Consider the following 17,730-nt stretch of genomic DNA (forward strand, 5'->3'; position numbering starts at 1 on the left):
AGCCCGGCCTCTCGGGCGTTCAAGGGGTGGTTCAGGCGCCCTTGGCGGCTTCCTTCAGCTTGGAGCCGGCGCTCACCTTGGCGCTGTAGCCGGCCGCGATCTGGATCGGCTCGCCGGTCTGCGGGTTGCGGGCGGTGCGGGCAGCGCGGTGGGTGCGCTCGAAGGTCAGGAAACCGGGGATGGTGACCTTCTCGTCGCCCTTGGCGACGACCTCGCCGACGATCTCGGCGAAGGCGGCCAGAACGGCGTCGGCGTCCTTGCGGGTCACCTCGGCGCGCTCGGACAGCGCGGCCACCAGCTCACTGCGGTTCATGTGTACTCCTGTGGTCTGTTCGCTTGCGGTGTGCGGGGGCCCATCGGTGCTCCCACCGGGGGGCACCCGGATGGGCCGCAGGTCCGCACACTGTGCTCATGCAGGCATTGCGTGGTCGCAGGCCGGGTCCGTACCCGTATGCCGCGCGCCGGAGCCGTCGAAGAGGCCCGCCGCCTGCCTGGGAACGAATCCTGCCCCGACCGGCCCCGAGAAAGCCAATCGGGCCCCGGCCGAGCCACCCGAACATCGCCCGCCCGTTGGAGGTGTGACGCTCCGTCGGCTCCGGCGGACCGGGCGCGGACGGCGGTCGGGACGACACGCCGGAAGACCAGGGGGACGTTCCGTACTTGTCGGACACGCCTGCCCCGGCCAGGGCTACCGTACGCCCTAGGCACGACAAGCCCAAACACGCCCCTCGCCCTTGTGTCGCAAGGGTTCGGGGCGCGCTTGGGCGGGTATGGCCGCTAATCGGACATTTGACCGATCGGCGACCGGCCCGCGAGCCGGGCCGTCCGGCGCCCGGCCGGGGCCGTCAGAGCTTGACGGTGGGGAAGGCCGAGGTGTCCAGGGTGCCGACGATGCCGGGGGTCGGACGGGCCGGCACGGCGGGCTCCTGGGCGTCCGCCAGGGCCGCCTCGCGCACCGCCGCGGCGACGGTCTTGGCGACGTCCTTGTGGAAGACGCTCGGGATGATGTAGTTCGCGTTCAGCTCGTCGTCGGCGACGGTGGTGGCCAGCGCGCGGGCCGCGGCGATCATCATCTCGGTGTTGACCGTGCGGCTCTGGGCGTCCAGCAGGCCGCGGAAGACACCCGGGAAGACCAGCACGTTGTTGATCTGGTTCGGGAAGTCGCTGCGGCCGGTGGCGACCACGGCGGCGGTCTGCCGGGCCACCCCCGGGTCGACCTCCGGGTCCGGGTTGGCCAGCGCGAAGACGATCGACCGCTCCGCCATGGTGGCCAGGTCGTCGCCGTCCAGGACGTTCGGAGCCGAGACGCCGATGAACACGTCCGCGCCCGCCACGGCCTCCTTGAGGCTGCCGGTGCGGCCCGAGCGGTTGGTGTGCTCGGCGATCCAGCGCAGGCTGTCGTTGAGGTCCTCACGGCCCTGGTGGACCACGCCGTGCACGTCGGCGACGGTGGCGTGCTCGACGCCGGCGGCCAGCAGCAGCTTGAGGATGGCGGTACCGGCCGCGCCGGCGCCCGACATCACCACGCGGATGTCGCCGATCTCCTTGCCGACCACCTTCAGCGCGTTGGTGAGGGCGGCCAGCACCACGATCGCGGTGCCGTGCTGGTCGTCGTGGAAGACCGGGATGTCCAGGGCCTCGCGCAGCCGGGCCTCGATCTCGAAGCAGCGCGGCGCGGAGATGTCCTCCAGGTTGATCCCGGCGAAGCCCGGGGCGATCGCCTTGACGATGGCGACGATCTCGTCGCTGTCCTGGGTGTCCAGGCAGATCGGCCAGGCGTCGATCCCGGCGAAGCGCTTGAACAGGGCCGCCTTGCCCTCCATGACGGGCAGCGCGGCCGCCGGGCCGATGTTGCCCAGGCCCAGCACCGCCGAGCCGTCGGTGACCACGGCGACGCTGTTGCGCTTGATGGTCAGGCGGCGGGCGTCCTCGGGGTTCTCGGCGATCGCCATGCAGACCCGGGCCACGCCCGGGGTGTAGATCATGCTGAGGTCGTCACGGTTGCGGATCGGCAGCTTCGAGGACATCTCGATCTTGCCGCCGAGGTGCAGCAGGAAGGTGCGGTCCGAGACCTTGCCGATCGACACGCCGTCGATCGCCCGGAGCTTCTCGACGATCTCCTCGCCGTGCGCCACCGAGGAGGCCGCGACCGTCACGTCGATCCGCAGCGCCTCCAGGCCGGAGGCGGTGACGTCGAGACCGGTCACCGATCCGCCGGAGGACTCCACTGCCGTGGTGATCGCGCTGACCGCGTTGCCGCGGGCCGGGACCTCCAGTCGCACCGTGATCGAGTTGGAGACACTGGGCACCGTCGCCATCGACGCTTCCTTCTTCCGTCTGTCCCGCAGGCTCAACATTTTGTTGAAGGCATCGCCTGCGCATGCTAGACCTCGATCGTCGCACCTTCCAAGGGGTTGCCAGAAATAACGTTCATTGAGTGTGCGGATCCGACAAGCGGGCCGCGTCGCCCACAGTCTCCGGGCGCACACTCCTTGCCTCTCCCGGCCGATGCGTTACATTGGACGGGACACCGGCTCGATCCAAGCCCCCGGGCCCAACCTTCGTCCCTCAGAGGGACCACTTGCCGCGAGGCGAGCATGGCGGGTCGGTGTCATCAACGTCCGAAGGCCCCTCACCAGCGGTGAGGGGCCTTCGTCGTGGGTGCGTCAGCCGTGCAGCAGCGCGGGCACGCCTGCCGCGTCCGGCAGGTCGTCAGGGCCGGACAGCACCGTCAGCCGCTGGGTCGCCCGGGTGAGCGCCACGTAGAGCACCCGCAGGCCCGCCTCCGACTCGCCGGCGATGCCGGTCGGGTCGGCGACCACCGTCGCGTCGTACTCCAGGCCCTTGGCCTCCAGGCTGCCCAGCACCACCGCGCGCCCGCCCAGGCCCTCGGCCCAGCCGGCCGCCTCGGCCCGGCGGTCCATCGGCACCACGATCGCCACGGTGCCGTCCACCTCGCCCAGCAGCCGCTCCAGCTCGCCCCGGGCCGCCCGGCCGAAGGCCTCCGGCGCGGGGTCGGTGACGGCCGCGAAGCGCGGCTCCACACCGACGTGGCGCACCGCGCTCGGCGAGGGCGTGCCCGGCGCGGCCAGCGCCAGCACCTTCGCCGCGACCTCGGCGATCTCGGCCGGGTTGCGGTAGTTGACGGTCAGCGTGAAGCGGCGGCGCGGCTTGCCCGCCAGCACCTCGTCCAGCGCGGCCTGGGCCTCCTGGGGGAACGGCCAGGAGGACTGCGCCGGGTCGCCGACGATGGTCCAGGTGGCCATCCGGGAGCGCCGGCCGATCATCCGCCACTGCATCGGGGTGAGGTCCTGGGCCTCGTCCACGATCACGTGGGCGTACTCCTTGCGCTCCACCGGCTGGCGCTCGCGCTGGCGGGAGTTGCGGTCGGCGAAGGTGGTGACCTCCTCCAGGCCGCTCAGCAGGTCCACCGCGTCCACCTCGCGGACCTTCGGCCGGGCCGGCTCGCCGAGCAGCACCTGCAGCTCGTCCACCAGCGCCACGTCGTGCGCGGACAGCCCGCCCTCGCCCTGCGGCGACAGGTGGCGCCAGGAGGCGGCCAGCAGCCTGGCCTCGTCCGGGGTCACGGCACGGCGGGCGATCCGGTTGGTGTGCCGGGTCTGCTTGAGCGTGCCGAGCACCCGGCGCGGGGTCAGCGCGGGCCACCAGGCGTCCAGGAAGTCCAGGAAGGACGACTCGTCGGAGACGTAGTCGTCGAAGGACTCCTTCTCCTCCTGGCGCTGCTCCCGGGCGTAGTGGTCGGTGGGCTTGGGCAGGTGCCTGATCGCCTCCTGCCACAGGGCGTCCAGCAGCAGCCGGCGGGCGCGCGGGCGCAGCAGGTTCAGCGGGGTGCCGCCGGAGCCCACCACGTTGCCGCGGACGGACCTCAGCCGGCCCGCGTCCAGTTTCAGCACCTCGCCGCGGGCGACCACCTTGAGCTCCTGCGGGGCGCCCAGCTCCAGCGCCGCCCGGGCCGCCCGGCGCAGCAGGTGCACCATCCGGGCCGAGCCCTTGACCCGGGCCGCCTCCGGGGCGTCGTAGGTGTCGGCCTCGATGCCGTCCACCAGCGAGCCGACCGCGCGGATCGCGACCTGGCCCTCCTCGCCGAGCGAGGGCAGCACGCCCTCGGTGTAGGAGACCAGCAGCGCGGTGGGCGAGACCACCAGGATGCCCCCGGCGTAGCGGCGGCGGTCCTGGTAGAGCAGGTACGCGGCGCGGTGCAGGGCGACGGCGGTCTTGCCGGTGCCGGGGCCGCCGGTGACGAGGGTGGCCCCGGCCGCGGCGGCCCGGATCACCTCGTCCTGCTCCTTCTGGATCGAGGAGACGATGTCGCGCATGGAGTGGCTGCGGGCGCGGCCCAGCGAGGCCATCAGCGCGCCGTCGCCGACCACGGCCAGCTCCCGGCCGCCCAGGGTCGGGGTGAGGTCGGGGCGCAGCAGGTCGTCCTCGACGCCGATCACCTTGCGGCCCTTGGAGCGGATCACCCGGCGGCGGATCACCCGGCCGGGCTCCACCGGGGTGGCTCGGTAGAACGGCGCGGCGGCCGGGGCCCGCCAGTCGATCACCAGCGGGCCGAACTCGGCGTCCAGCACGCCCAGGCGGCCGATGTGCAGGGTCTCGGCGACGGCCGGGTCGGCCGGGTCGAGCGGGGTGTTCGAGGGGATGCCGTGTTCCTCCGGCGCGTCGGCCTGCTGGAGGTCGATCCGGCCGAAGAGGAAGTCCTCGAACTCGTTGTTGAGCCGTTGGAGGTGCGCGCCGGCCCGGTAGACCTGGGCGTCGCGCTCGGCGAGGGCGCCGGGAGTACCGACCTGGACCCGCTTGGCGGCGTCCTCCAGGATGTACTCCGCCTCGGCGAGCTTCTCCTCCAGCCGGTGGTAGACGGTGTCGAGGTGCTGCTGTTCACCGGCGATCTCACGCTCGCGGACGGTCTCGTGATCGGTGGTGGGGGTGGTGTCCGTGTTGCTCTGCATGGCCTCGGGGGTTGCGACGGAATCCGGCTCCGGAAAACGAGCGGACGGATGATCCTACGCCGCGACCCCCCGCACGCGCTGCTCCGGAACGTACAAAAATCGAAGGCCGCCCTCCGCATCAGCGGTGGACGGCCTTCGGTGTGAACATGGGGTGGTGGAGATGCCGGGAATCGAACCCGGGTCCAGTGGAGTTAATTCAGGGCTTCTCCGAGCGCAGTCCGCTGTGATTTTCTCGGCCCTGGCGGTCACACGGACAAGCCGCCAACAGGCCCAGCTGCTGTTTGATTTCCCATCCACCCTCGCAGCCCGGGCGGACGGTTGAGTTCCCTAGATTATGCCAGGGTCCGGGTCGGGAACTCCCCGGTCTGACACCCAAGCGCTATCGGTGCTTATTAGGCAGCGAGAGCGAACTGCTGGGAATCGCGCTTAGAGTTGGCGATTATTTTTTTGCGACACGTGGTTAACGAGATCATTGCCGCGTTCCTCGGCTCGCTTCCCCTGTTTCAACATCCCCTGTCGAAACCGATCATCCCCATGTTTTGTTGAGAAACAGCTCGGACGGTGACCGTCCGTGTTGCTGACGCCATAGTACGCGAGGCGACGGGCGAGGGTCCAGCGGATTAACCCTGGCGCCGCCGGGCCGCCGCCACCGCGCGGGCCGTCTCGCGGGTGTCCTGCTTCTCCCGCAGCGTCTGGCGCTTGTCGTACAGCTTCTTGCCGACCGCCAGCGCGAGTTCGAGCTTGACCCGGCCGTCCTTGAAGTACAGGGACAGCGGGACCAGGGTGTGGCCCGCGTCGCGGACCTTGGTCTCGATCTTCTGGATCTCCATCCTGTGCAGCAGCAGCTTGCGCTTGCGCCGGGCCGCGTGGTTGGTCCACGTCCCCTGGGTGTACTCGGGGATGAAGACGTTGTCGATCCAGGCCTCGCGGTTCTGGATGTAGGCGTAGCCGTCGACCAGGTTGGCCCGCCCCTCGCGCAGCGACTTGACCTCGGTGCCGGTGAGCACGAGGCCGCACTCGTAGGTGTCGAGGATCGTGTACTCGTGTCGCGCCTTCTTGTTCTGCGCGATCAGCTTGTGTCCGGTTTCCTTTGCCATAGCGCGGCCATTCTCGCACTTCGACGCCGGATCGGGCAGCCGCTTTACCGCCGGGCGGCCGGGTCAGGACCGGGTGCCGAGCCCGGCCAGGACGCGCAGGGCGAGCGCGTCGGCGTCCTCACCCGCGGCGGCCGGGACGTCCGGGGTCAGGCCGGTGCCGTCCAGGGAGCGTCCGGCCGGGGTGTAGTAGCGGCCGACGGTCAGCTCCAGCACCGCGCCGTCGGCGAGCCGGCTGGGCTGCTGGACGGTGCCCTTGCCGAAGGTCCGGGAACCCACCACCACGGCGCGGCTGCGGTCCTGGAGGGCCCCGGCGAGCAGTTCGGCGGCGCTCATCGTGCCGCCGTCCACCAGCACCACCAGCGGGCTGCGCCGGTCGCCGCCGGGCGGGGCGGTCAACTCCCGCTTCTCGCCGCGCTCCTGGTAGGAGCCGACGGCGCCGCCGTCCAGGAAGCTCCCGGCGGTGCCGACGGCCTCGTCCAGCAGCCCGCCGGAGTTGCCGCGCAGGTCGAGCACCACCCCGGCGTGCGGGGCGCGCAGCGCGGCGCGCACCTGGTCGGCCACGCCGCTGGTGAAGCCCCGGACGGTGATCCGCAGCACGCCCTTGTCCAGGTGCTCCGCGGTGACCTGCCGGCTGTCCAGCAGCACCCGCCGCAGCCGCAGTTCGCGCACCTCGCCGCCGTCGCGCTGGACGGCCAGGGTGACCTCGGAGCCGGGCCGGCGCTCGTCGCCCTGCCCGCGCAGCCGGGCGACCACCTCGGTGACCGGCAGCCGGTCGGCCTGGTCCCGGTCGATCCGCAGCAGCCGGTCGCCGGGGGCGATCCCGGCCTCGGCGGCCGGTCCGGCCGGGGTGACCTGGGAGACCGAGGTGACGCCGTCCTCGCCGCGGCCGACCGACAGCCCGACCCCGGGGTAGCGGCCGTCCAGGCCCTGGCTGAACTCGGCGTACTCCTGGGCGCTGTAGTACGCGCCCCAGCGGTCGCCGCCGGCCGCCAGCAGGTGCTCGGCCTGCTGCTCGGACAGCGCGGCGCCCGCCGGGTCCGCCGGGAGCCCGGCGGCGGCCGGGGCGAGGTCGGCGGAGGCCCGGCGCGGCGGGTCGCCCGGGCCGTCCCAGGCGCCGGTCGCGGCGCCGCCCAGCAGCACGGCACCGAACACCAGGCTGAGCGCGGCCACCTGACGTGCCCTGCGCGGAGTTTGCAGCATGGCAACGGAGTGTAGACACCGCTCCGCGCGCGGCGGGCCGGAACAGCGGAGCGCGGAACGGCGACGGCCCCGTACGGCGCAGTGCCGTACGGGGCCGAAGCGACTTCCGGGGGTCAGACCTTGAGGTACTTGCGCAGCGTGAAGAACGCCGCGATGCCGGCCATGCCCATACCGACCACGACCAGCAGCGGGATCACCGCCAGCACCGAGCCGAGGCCGATGAAGTGGATGAACTGCACCCGGTCGGCCAGCCAGCCCTGGACGAAGAAGTGCCCGCCGACCAGCAGGCCGGAGGCCAGCGCCGCGCCGAGCAGCGCGGAGAACGCGGCCTCGGCGATGAACGGCATCTGGACGTAGAAGTTCGAGGCACCGACCAGGCGCATGATGCCGGTCTCGCGCCGCCTGCTGTACGCCGACACCCGGACGGTGTTGACGATCAGCAGCAACGCGACGAACAGCATCAGCACCATGATCACGAACGCCGCCGTCTGCAGGCCGTTGAGCAGGCCGAACAGGTTCTCCAGGATCTTCCGCTGGTCCTCGACCGACTTGACGCCGGGCTTGCCCGCGAAGGCGCTCTGGATGACGTCGTACTTGGTCGGGTCGTTGAGCTTGACCCGCCAGGACTGCGGCATGGCGTCCGGGCCCAGGACGGAGATGAGCGGATTGTCCGGGTTCATGTCCTTCCAGTGCTTGTACGCCTCCGCGGAGCTCTCGTACGTGGACGACTGGACCACCGAACTCATCTTGTCCAGCTGGTCCTTGATGTCCTGGACCTGCTGGTCGGTGGCCGCACCCTTGTCGCACTGGGGCGAGTTGCGGGCATCCGCCTTGGTACAGAAGTAGATGCTCACCTCGACCTTGTCGTACCAGTACCCCTTCATGGAGTTCACCTGGTCGCGGACCAGGAGCGAGGAACCGGCGAGGGCGAGGGAGAGCGCGACGCTGACCACGACCGCGATGGTCATGGTCAGATTGCGTCGGAGACCCACACCGATCTCCGACAGGACGAACTGGGCACGCATGCGGGAAACAACTCCAGGGTCGGTACTGCGCGGTCTGGCGGTCCGGGCCGGCGGGCCCTACGGGTCAGCGCTGGTCGGTCAGTGCTGGTATCCGTAGACGCCGCGGGCCTGGTCGCGGACGAGCAGCCCCTTGTCGAGCTCGATGACGCGCTTGCGCATCTGGTCGACGATGGCCTGGTCGTGGGTGGCCATCAGCACCGTGGTGCCGGTGCGGTTGATCCGGTCGAGCAGCTTCATGATGCCGACCGAGTTCTGCGGGTCCAGGTTTCCGGTGGGCTCGTCCGCGATGAGCAGCATCGGGCGGTTCACGAAGGCACGGGCGATCGCGACGCGCTGCTGCTCACCACCGGACAGCTCGCCGGGCATCCGGTCCTCCTTGCCGCCGAGGCCGACCAGCTCCAGCACCTCGGGCACCACCTTGTTGATGGCGCTCTTGGGCTTGCCGATCACCTCCAGCGCGAAGGCGACGTTCTGCGCGACGGTCTTGTTCGGCAGCAGGCGGAAGTCCTGGAAGACGGTGCCCAGCTGGCGGCGCATGTGCGGCACCTTCCAGTTGGACAGCTTGCCGAGGTCCTTGCCCAGCACGTGCACCGCGCCCGTGGAGGGACGTTCCTCCCGCAGGCACAGCCGAAGGAAGGTGGACTTTCCCGAGCCGGACGAGCCGACCAGGAAGACGAACTCGCCCTTCTCGATCTCCAGCGAGACGTTGTCCAGGGCGGGACGGTTCTGCTTGGGATAGGTCTTGGAGACGTTGTCGAATCTGATCACGGCTGCATCACGGAGGCCATCCTAGGCGGCGCCAGTCCTCGGTCGATCCGCCCCGGAGGCCCGGTCCGGGGGCGGGCGATGGGAGCGCGGAGGGCCGCTCCCGGTCTGGGACCATACGCGAACCTGCGGTGGGCCCGCAGGGACAGCCCAGGACGGATTCCGAAATCTGGGGGAGAATGTCCGGTTGTGCCCCGATAATTGCGAGCCATCTCACAGCCCGGGAGCCGGAACGGCCAGAACCTGGCAGAGTGGAGGTGGCGGCCGTGTCCGGCCGCTCCCCCGTACAGGGCAGACTCCCCCGTACAGGTAGGAAGAGGGAACCAAAGCCCCGTCCGGTGCGTTGCTGTAGCAGCGAGGAGGAGATCGCATGACCTGCGACCATCTGGTGTGCGCCAACTGCAACGGCCGCGTCAGCGACGGGCGTTGCCCCGTGTGCCGCGCCAACCGGGCCCGACTGCAGGAGCAGCAGGGGCCGTTCGCCGCACTCTCCCCCGCGATGCTGCTGGCCCTGCTGGCCGGACTGCTCGCGGTGGCGCTGATCGCGCGGCAGGCGCTGGCCTGACGAACCTGCGGTACGACGAAGGGCCCCGACCGCTGCGGTCGGGGCCCTTCGCGCGTGCCTGCTGGGTGCCCTGCTGTTACTCGGCGCTGGTCTCGCGCTGCTTGCGCCAGCGGATCCCGGCCTCGATGAAGCCATCGATGTCGCCGTCCAGGACCGCCTGCGGGTTGCCCGCCTCGTACGCGGTGCGGACGTCCTTGACCATCTGGTACGGGTGCAGCACGTAGGAGCGCATCTGGTTGCCCCAGGAGCTGCCGCTGTCCTTGAGCGCGTCCATCGCCGCGCGCTCCTCCTGGCGGCGCCGCTCCAGCAGCTTGGCCTGGAGGACGTTCATCGCCGAGGCCTTGTTCTGGATCTGCGAGCGCTCGTTCTGGCAGGAGACCACGACGCCGGTCGGGATGTGGGTGATGCGCACCGCCGAGTCGGTGGTGTTGACGCCCTGGCCGCCGGGGCCGGAGGCGCGGTAGACGTCGATGCGCAGCTCGCCCTCGTCGATGTCGACGTGGTCGGACTGCTCGACGACCGGGAGCACCTCGACGCCGGCGAAGGAGGTCTGCCGGCGGCCCTGGTTGTCGAAGGGCGAGATGCGGACCAGGCGGTGGGTGCCCTGCTCGACCGAGAGGGTGCCGTACGCGTAGGGCGCCTTCACGGTGAAGGTCGCGGACTTGATGCCGGCCTCTTCGGCGTACGAGGTGTCGTACACCTCGGTCGGGTAGCCGTGCCGCTCGGCCCAGCGCAGGTACATGCGCATCAGCTGCTCGGCGAAGTCGGCGGCGTCCACGCCACCGGCCTCGGCACGGATGTTGATCAGCGCCTCGCGGGCGTCGTACTCACCGGAGAGGAGGGTGCGGACCTCCAGCTCCTCGACGGCCTTCTGGAGCGAGACCAGCTCGGCCTCGGCCTCGGTGCGGGTGTCCGCGTCGTCCTCGGCCTCGGCGAGTTCGAACAGCACGCCCAGGTCGTCGATGCGGCTGCGGAGGCCCTCGACGCGGCGCAGTTCGCCCTGGAGGAAGGAGAGCCGGCTGGTCACCTTCTGTGCGTTCGCGACGTCGTCCCACAGGGTGGGGGCGGCTGCCTCCTCCTCCAGGACCGCGATGTCGGCCCGGATCTTGTCCAGGTCGAGGACGGCCTCGATCGACCCCATGGTCGTATCGAGGTTCTTGAGCTCTTCGGAAGGATCGACGGCTGCCACGCCCCCAGCGTAATGGTTCCGGGGGTGCTCATGACGACACCCCCGGTTCCAGCGCCGTTCCCCGCCGGCTACGGAGCCCGCGGAGCGGTGCCGTGCACGGCCGGGCGGGCCGGGTGGCCGCCGCCCGGTTCGGTGGCCGCGAAGGCCGTCCAGGCCGCGGCGGCGCCCGCCAGCAGCAGCACGGTGGCCAGCAGGACGGCCAGCAGCCGGCGCCGGCGCAGCAGCGCCGCGCGGTCCCGGCGGTGGCCCGGCGCGGTGCGCTGGGCGCGGGACTCGGCGGCGTACGCGGCCAGCTCGTCGGCCGAGGGGCGGCGCAGGCTGGTGTGGGTGTCCCGGGTGGAGTCCGGGGCGACGCCCGGCACCAGCGGGACGGCCGGGCCGCGGCGGCGCTTGTGGGTGCCCGGGCCGGCGTCCACCTCGGCGTAGACCGCCTCGCCCGGGGTCAGCTGCTCCTCGGCCGGGGCGCGGCCCTGGGAGGGCACCGCCAGCACCGGCAGACCGGCCAGCGAGGGCAGCTGCTCGCGCAGCCGGGCGGCCAGCTCGGCGGCGCGCAGCCGGGAGGCCGGGGCCTTGGCCAGGCACTCGGAGATGATCCGCCACAGCCCGTCCGGCAGGCCGGGGATCGGCGGCACCTGCTCGGTGACGTGCCGGCGCAGCACCGCGCCGGTGTGGCCGCCGCCGAACGGGGTGGAGCCGGCCAGCAGCTCGTACAGCACGGTGGCGAGGGCGTAGATGTCGACGGCGGCGCGCGGCTCCAGGCCCTCGATGATCTCGGGGGCGAGGTAGTCGGGGGTGCCGATGATCCGGGTGGCCCGGGTGCGGCGTGGGGCGTCGACCAGGCGGGCCACCCCGAAGTCGGTGAGCTTGGCGCGCGGGGCGCCGCCCGGGCCGGGGGCGGCGGCGAGGTCGAGCAGGACGTTCTCCGGCTTGACGTCGCGGTGGACGATCCCGGCCGCGTGCGCGGCCGCCAGGCCGTCGGCGACGTCGGCGATGATCGAGGCGGCGGCCTGCGGCGGGAGGGCGCCGTCCCGCTCCAGCCGGGAGCGCAGGTCGGTGCCCTGGACGAGCTCCATCACCAGGGCGAGGTCGCTGCCGTCCACGACCATGTCGCGCACGCCGACCACCCGGGGGTGGTCGAGGCTGGTCAGCGCGGTGCGCTCCTGGACGAAGCGGCCGACCAGCACCTGGTCGGCGGCGAGGTCCTCGCGCAGCAGCTTGACCGCCACCGGGCCGTCGGGCCCCTCACCGAGCCAGACCGTCCCGGCCGAACCCCGGCCGATCACCTGGTGGACGGTGTACCGGCTGCCGATCTTGCGTGCCAATGCTGCTCCGTGGGCGGCGCGGGAGCGCTCCGGGGGTCCGGGCGCGCTCGGTGGGGCGGGACAACAGCGACCAACCTACGCGCCCGGACCCCCCGTGCGGGCCGCCTGGGGGCCGTGGAGCGGCACTCGGGGGCGAGAAATCTCGGGAATTGTCGACAAAGCGTCAATCATGGCTTCCGGGGCGGGACCGGACGCCCGGTCAGCCGCCGGGGCGGCCGGTCGCCCCGGCCCGCACCCCGCCGACCGCCCGGGCCCGCGTCAGCCGTTGGAACTGCCGATGACGCTGTTCACCCAGTCCCGGGCGGTGTCGAACCAGCCCACGACGTTGTCCCAGTAGTGCGGCAGCGGCGTGAAGTTCCACAGCGCCAGCGCGGCCACCGCCAGCACCAGCAGCACCATCAGGCAGCCCTTGAGACAGCCCAGCCCCGGGATGTACATCCGGTTGCGGCTGCGCGGACGCCGCTCGCGCGGCGGGGCACTCTCCCGGCGGGACGGCTCCCGCGGCTCCTCCCGCGGCGGCCGGGGCTCCCGGTGCTGCGGCGCGGGCGGCTCGGCCCGGCGCGGCACCGGGGTGGGCGCGGGCGGCGGGTAGCCGCCCTGCGGCCCGCCGTGGCCGGACGGGGCCTGCCGGTAGCCGCCGGGCGGCTGCGGACGGCCGCCGCCCTGGCCGCCCTGCCCGCCCTGAGGCCCCTGGGGGCCCTGGTTGACCTGGTAGGGCGGCGGGGCGACCGGCGGGCGCTGGGCGTAGCCGGGCGGCGGCGCCTGGCGGCGCTGGTCCGGGCGGTAGCCGGCCGGGGGCTGCGGCTGGTAGCCGGGGGCGCCCTGGCCGGCGTGACCGCCCTGGCCGCCCTGCTGGGCCTGGCCCCCCTGCTGCGCCTGGTAGGGCGGCGGGGCGACCTGCGGGTCCTCGAAGTCCTCCGGCCCGAAGTAGCCGACCTGGGTCTGCTGGTTGCGGTCGCGCGCCGCCCGCAGCTGGGTCTGCCAGGGGTGCGGCGCCTCCTCCGGCGGCGGCCCGGCCGGGGCGACCGGCGGGGGCGGCGGCACGGCGGTGGGCGGCATCACCTGGGTGCGGTCCTGGGTGCCGTACGGGGGCGCGGGCGGCGGCTGGGTGCCCATCACCCGGGTCGCCGCGGCCGGGTCGTACGGCGGGGCGCCCGGGGGCGGGGGCAGCACCTGGGTGCGGTCGTCGGCCCCGAACGGTCCGGGCCCGCCGGGGACCACCGGCACGCTGCCGGGCACGGCGGTCGGCTGCGGGTCCGGCAGCAGCAGGGCGCCGACCGCCAGGGCCTCGTCCACCGCCGCCGGCGAGGCGTGCACGCCGACCCCGGCCGCGACCACCCGCAGGGCACGGGCCAGCACGGTGGCGCTCGGCCGCTGCGCCGGGTCCTTGCGCAGGCAGCGCTCGATCACCGTCCAGAGCGGCTCGGGCATGGTGCTGGGCCGCTGCGGCTCCTGCGCCAGGTGGGCCTGGAGCACCGCCAGGGCGCTGTCGCCCTGGAACGGCTGGCGGCCGGTGACCAGCTCGTACAGCATGATCCCGGCGCCGTAGACGTCCACCGCGGAGGTCTGCGGGCGGCCCTCGGCGGACTCCGGCGCGACGTACGCGGGGGTGCCGACGAACTCGTGGGTGCGGGTGACGCCCGGGGAGTCGGCCAGCCGGGCGATGCCGAAGTCGGTGAGCAGCGGGTGCATCTGCTCGGTGCCCTGCACCACGGTGGAGGCGAGCAGCACGTTGGCCGGCTTGAGGTCGCGGTGGACGATGCCGTCCGCGTGGCTGGCCGCCAGCGCGTCCGCGACCTGGGCCATCAGCAGGGAGCCGGCGATCGGGCTGAACGGGCCGTTGGCGCGCAGGTAGCGGGCCAGGTCGGGGCCCTCCACCAGGTCCATCACCAGCGCCAGCAGCTCGCCCTCGACGACCAGGTCGCGGACCCGGACGATGTTCGGGTGGCTCAGCCGCAGCAGCAGCGAACGCTCGCGCAGGAAGCGCATCACCACGTCCGGGTCGGCCGCCAGTTCCTCGCGCAGCACCTTGATGGCCACCTGCTGCCCGGGCTCGCTGCCCGGCACCTGGACGTCCTGGCGCACCAGACCGCGCCAGACCGTCCCGGTGGCACCCCGCCCCAGGGTCTCCTCAAGCAGATACTTGCTGCCGACTGGCCGCACCTGTCGCACTCCTCGCCGTGCCGCCCGCGGGGCGCTCCCCCGCCGGTGTGCGGTGAGCCTGCCGGGCCCGTGTTTGCGGCCACTCTAACGGTGTCCGTACGGGTTTTTGAGGTGACCGGCTGGCGGTCGGAGCAGGGTTGGGGGACATCCCCTAGGGAACCACCCGGAGGCGGCCGCCGGGCCCCTCGGCCGGGCGGGCGGAGCGACGGTTGACCTGACCCTCCGTCGCCTCCACCATGGCGATGATCGCAAGATCGTCAAATCCGGTACGGTGCGCGGACCGTCCGCGCCGGATGGCAGGATGGACACTCGCCACTCGTGTGGCCCAAGGGTCGCCGCGATCGCCCCGCGCGTGCGCGACGACACCGGGCAGCGGTACCAGGCATCACACCAGCAGAAGGGACCCGCGGGCGAGATGCAGATCCGGCTGACCGTCCTCCGACCGCGCAGCGGCCCGACCGCCGCCGGCTCCGCCATCCCCTACGTGGACGTGCTGGTCACCGCACCCGTCGGCACCGCGCTCGGCGCCATCGCGGGCGCGCTCGCGGGCGCCGTCGGCGTGCGCGGGCCACGGGCCGCCACCCATGTGCACCTGTACGCCGGGGCGCACCGGGTGGACGAGCACACCCTCCTCGGCCACCCCCCGCTGCTCGACGGCGCCGTGCTCAGCCTCAACGAGCCCGACCCCACCGCCGACGACCCCGACGACACCCGCGCCGCGGCCGAACTGCGCGTGGTCGGCGGCCCGGACGCCGGCGGCGTGCACCGGCTGCACGGCCGGGAGATCCGGATCGGCCGCTCCGGCGAGGCCGACGTCCCGCTCGACGACCCGGACGTCTCCCGGCTGCACCTCGCCCTGCACCTCGGCGAGGACGGCCGGGCCACCGTCCGCGACCTCGGCTCCACCAACGGCACCACCCTGGACGGCCGGATCGTCCCGCCCCTGCCGCCCGAGGCCGCCGTCCCGCTGGAACACGGCGCGCTGCTGCGGATCGGCGAGTCCACCCTCCAGGTCCTCGAACCGCTCGGCGAGCCGGCCCGGGCCGCCCTGCCCGACGGCAACGGCCACCTCCAGCTCGCCGCCCCCGGGCCGGTCCGGCCCGCGCCGCCCGTCCTCGAACCGCCCACCGCCCCCGAGCCCGCCCCGGGCCGCGGCCGCGGCCTCTTCTCCCTGCTGCCCGGCCGCGCCGCCGAGCCGCCCGGCCAGGAGAGCGCCGAACGCCACCACACCGCCGTACGGCTGCGCCAGGCCGCCGCCCAGCGGGAGCGCTGGCCCGACCTCGCCACCGTGCTGCTCAACGCCGTCGGCCCCGGCCCCCGGCTGTGGGAGCGCGGCCCCGGCCACCCCGACGCGCTCACCCTGCGGCTGGGCACCGCCGACCGCCCCGGCGGCGCCGGCACCACCCCCGGCACCATGCTGCCCGCGGTGCCCGTCACCCTCGACCTCCAGACCGCCGGCAGCCTCGGCCTCAGCGGCCCCCGCGAACGCCTGGACGCGCTCACCCGCGCCGTCGTCGCCCAGCTCGCCGCACTGCACCCGCCGACCGGACTGAGCCTCGTCGTGGTCGACGCCGACCCGGCCCGCAGCCCCGAGGACCGCGTCGACACCTGGGCCTGGGCACTGTGGCTGCCCCACCTGCGCCCCGTCGACGGCCAGGACTGCCGCCTGCTGACCGGCTTCGACGACGACCAGGCCACCGCCCGGCTCACCGAACTCACCGCCCGGCTCAGCGGCCCGACCGGCCCCGGCGGCCACCCCGCCACCGTGGTCGTGGTGGACGGCCGCCCGGCCACCGAGGCCGCCCGGCACGCGCTCGACCTGCTGCTGCGCCAGGGCCCGGCGGTCGGCATCTTCCCGGTCTGCCTCGCCGAACAGCCCGAACTGCTCCCCCGAGGCCTCGGCGCCACCGCCCTGATCACCGGCGAGGTCGGCACCCAGCTCTCCCTGGACCGCCCGGTCGCCCGCGGCCGGGAAACCCTGCACGAGGTCTCGCTGGACGCCGTCTCCGACGCCTGGGCCGAACGGCTGGCCCGCCTCCTCGCCCCGCTGCGCGAGGCCGCCCCGGTCTCCCGCGGCCCGCTGCCGGACGCGCTGCGGCTGCTCGACCTGCTCCAGCTCGACACCGTCACCCCGGCCAAGCTCTCCGCCCGCTGGGCCGCCCACGCCGGTGGCATCGGCGCCGCCACCGCGCTGCTCGGCACCACCCGGGACGAGCTGTGCACCCTCGACCTGGCCGACCCCGAACTCACCCTGCCGTCCCCCGACCCGGGCGGCCCCCACCTGCTGATCGGCGGCGCCCGCGGCTCCGGCAAGACGGAGCTGCTGCGCACCCTGGTCGCCTCGCTCGCCGTCTCCGAGCGGCCCGAGCGCCTCGCCGTCACCCTCATCGAGGGCCGGGCCACCGGCGACGGCCAGGACGGACTGGACGGCTGCACCGAGCTGCCGCACGTCACCGGCCGGGTGAACGCCGTCGCCGACCCACGCGCCGCACTCCTCGCCGCCGAGGCACTGGAGGACGAACTCGCCCTGCGGGAGCGGCTGTTCGACGGACTGGACTTCGCCTCCTGGCACGCCGCCCGGATCTTGGACGGGCACAGCCTGGACGGACACGGCCTGGACGGGCGGCGTCTGGACGACCACGGCGCGACCTCCGTACCGGTCCCCGCCACCGTCGGCGCCGGCACGACCTCCACCGCGCCCCGGATCATCCAGCCGCGCAGCGCCGAGGACTCCCGGCCGTCCGCCGCCCCCACGGGCCCCGTCCCGGCCCGGCTGGTCGTCGTCGTCGACGACTACGACGCCCTGCTCTCCCCCACCTCCCCGGTCGGCCGCCCGCTGGCCCGCGCGCTCGCCGCCGTCGCCCGGCGCGGCGGCCCGCTCGGCATCCACCTCGCCGTCGCCACCGGCCGCCCCGAGGAGAGCGCCGGCACCGAGGTCGACGAGGCCGCCCTGCTGCGGATCGCCCTGCGCACCGAGGACCCGGCCGACTCCGACCTGCTGATCCACCTCGGCGACGCGGCCGCCCTCCCCGAGGACACCCCCGGCCGCGGCTACCTGCGCCGTCCGGACGGCGGCGTCACCGCCTTCCAGACCGCCCGCATCAGCGGCCGCATCCCGCGCACCGCCACCCTGCGCCCCACCGTGGTCGCGATAGACCCCCTCCAGCTGGGCGCCCCACCGGCCCGCCGGCCGGTCCGCGAACTCGGCAACGGCCCCACCGACCTCGCCCTCCTCGCCAGCGCCCTCCAGCGCGCCGCCTCCCGCTGACCCCAGCGCGGAGCGCTCTGCGGGGGCACTCAGCGACAGTCCCGGCGGATCAACTTCTTCGGCGGGCCCGCGTCCGGCGACACGGGCCCGCCCCGAACAAAGATGCCCCGCCCACCCACCCCTTCCAGAGCCACAGAACCAACGGCGGCCCCGGCCAGGTGTGGCC

12 protein-coding genes and 1 other RNA gene are annotated in these 17,730 nt (G+C 73.6%); 2 read left to right on the plus strand and 11 right to left on the minus strand.

The window, feature by feature from the left end; translation table 11 throughout:
* Positions 1–31 precede the first annotated feature (31 nt).
* The 8 genes from ACFV8H_RS22870 to ftsE form a co-directional block, all read right to left on the minus strand.
* The gene (locus ACFV8H_RS22870; protein ID WP_030059737.1) at positions 32–313 is read right to left on the minus strand and encodes an HU family DNA-binding protein; all 282 of its coding nucleotides are present in this window, start codon (positions 311–313) and stop codon (positions 32–34) included.
* A 532-nt stretch (positions 314–845) separates the two neighbouring features.
* Positions 846–2,318: an NAD-dependent malic enzyme gene (locus tag ACFV8H_RS22875; protein WP_380402870.1), complete on the minus strand. Its 1,473-nt coding sequence runs from the start codon at positions 2,316–2,318 to the stop codon at positions 846–848.
* Positions 2,319–2,666: 348 nt separating this feature from the next.
* Entirely contained in the window at positions 2,667–4,970 is a 2,304-nt protein-coding gene (locus ACFV8H_RS22880) for a HelD family protein (protein ID WP_380402873.1), read from the minus strand.
* A gap of 152 nt (positions 4,971–5,122) precedes the next feature.
* Positions 5,123–5,504: a transfer-messenger RNA gene (ssrA, locus tag ACFV8H_RS22885) on the minus strand.
* Positions 5,505–5,590: 86 nt separating this feature from the next.
* A complete protein-coding gene (gene smpB / locus ACFV8H_RS22890) occupies positions 5,591–6,067 on the minus strand; it encodes an SsrA-binding protein SmpB (protein WP_350504740.1) in 477 nt (158 codons plus the stop codon).
* A 63-nt stretch (positions 6,068–6,130) separates the two neighbouring features.
* Positions 6,131–7,267: a S41 family peptidase gene (locus ACFV8H_RS22895; RefSeq protein WP_380402876.1), complete on the minus strand. Its 1,137-nt coding sequence runs from the start codon at positions 7,265–7,267 to the stop codon at positions 6,131–6,133.
* 113 nt (positions 7,268–7,380) lie between these two features.
* Entirely contained in the window at positions 7,381–8,292 is a 912-nt protein-coding gene (gene ftsX / locus ACFV8H_RS22900; RefSeq protein ID WP_350504738.1) for a permease-like cell division protein FtsX, read from the minus strand.
* A gap of 78 nt (positions 8,293–8,370) precedes the next feature.
* Positions 8,371–9,060 carry a cell division ATP-binding protein FtsE gene (ftsE, locus tag ACFV8H_RS22905; protein WP_030059730.1) on the minus strand — a complete coding sequence of 230 codons (690 nt, stop codon included), beginning with the start codon at positions 9,058–9,060 and terminating at the stop codon, positions 8,371–8,373.
* A 367-nt stretch (positions 9,061–9,427) separates the two neighbouring features.
* Between ftsE and ACFV8H_RS22910 the strand changes: the two genes are divergently transcribed.
* Entirely contained in the window at positions 9,428–9,622 is a 195-nt protein-coding gene (locus ACFV8H_RS22910) for a hypothetical protein (RefSeq protein WP_030059729.1), read from the plus strand.
* A gap of 76 nt (positions 9,623–9,698) precedes the next feature.
* Here ACFV8H_RS22910 and prfB read toward each other — a convergent pair whose 3' ends face one another.
* The 3 genes from prfB to ACFV8H_RS22925 all read right to left on the minus strand — a co-directional run bounded on the left by prfB (position 9,699) and on the right by ACFV8H_RS22925 (position 14,296).
* Positions 9,699–10,811 carry a peptide chain release factor 2 gene (prfB, locus tag ACFV8H_RS22915; protein WP_375882988.1) on the minus strand — a complete coding sequence of 371 codons (1,113 nt, stop codon included), beginning with the start codon at positions 10,809–10,811 and terminating at the stop codon, positions 9,699–9,701.
* A gap of 68 nt (positions 10,812–10,879) precedes the next feature.
* A complete protein-coding gene (locus ACFV8H_RS22920) occupies positions 10,880–12,133 on the minus strand; it encodes a serine/threonine-protein kinase (protein WP_380402879.1) in 1,254 nt (417 codons plus the stop codon).
* A gap of 258 nt (positions 12,134–12,391) precedes the next feature.
* Complete coding sequence (locus tag ACFV8H_RS22925; protein ID WP_380402881.1) at positions 12,392–14,296, minus strand: serine/threonine-protein kinase; 1,905 nt, start codon at positions 14,294–14,296, stop codon at positions 12,392–12,394.
* A 352-nt stretch (positions 14,297–14,648) separates the two neighbouring features.
* Here ACFV8H_RS22925 and ACFV8H_RS22930 point away from each other — a divergent pair, with 352 nt between their 5' ends.
* The gene (locus ACFV8H_RS22930; RefSeq protein ID WP_380402883.1) at positions 14,649–17,564 is read left to right on the plus strand and encodes an FtsK/SpoIIIE domain-containing protein; all 2,916 of its coding nucleotides are present in this window, start codon (positions 14,649–14,651) and stop codon (positions 17,562–17,564) included.
* Positions 17,565–17,730 lie beyond the last annotated feature (166 nt).

It is taken from the genome of Kitasatospora sp. NPDC059827 (assembly GCF_042731675.1).
In the GTDB taxonomy this organism is placed as follows: domain Bacteria; phylum Actinomycetota; class Actinomycetes; order Streptomycetales; family Streptomycetaceae; genus Kitasatospora.

Bases quoted from the DNA above. Each gene is read 5' to 3' on its own strand.
- ACFV8H_RS22895 (WP_380402876.1), bottom strand. From the start codon at position 7,267: ATGCTGCAAACTCCGCGCAGGGCACGTCAGGTGGCCGCGCTCAGCCTG.
- ftsX (WP_350504738.1), bottom strand. From the start codon at position 8,292: ATGCGTGCCCAGTTCGTCCTGTCGGAGATCGGTGTGGGTCTCCGACGC.
- ACFV8H_RS22880 (WP_380402873.1), bottom strand. From the start codon at position 4,970: ATGCAGAGCAACACGGACACCACCCCCACCACCGATCACGAGACCGTC.
- ACFV8H_RS22870 (WP_030059737.1), bottom strand. From the start codon at position 313: ATGAACCGCAGTGAGCTGGTGGCCGCGCTGTCCGAGCGCGCCGAGGTG.
- ACFV8H_RS22875 (WP_380402870.1), bottom strand. From the start codon at position 2,318: ATGGCGACGGTGCCCAGTGTCTCCAACTCGATCACGGTGCGACTGGAG.
- smpB (WP_350504740.1), bottom strand. From the start codon at position 6,067: ATGGCAAAGGAAACCGGACACAAGCTGATCGCGCAGAACAAGAAGGCG.
- ACFV8H_RS22910 (WP_030059729.1), top strand. From the start codon at position 9,428: ATGACCTGCGACCATCTGGTGTGCGCCAACTGCAACGGCCGCGTCAGC.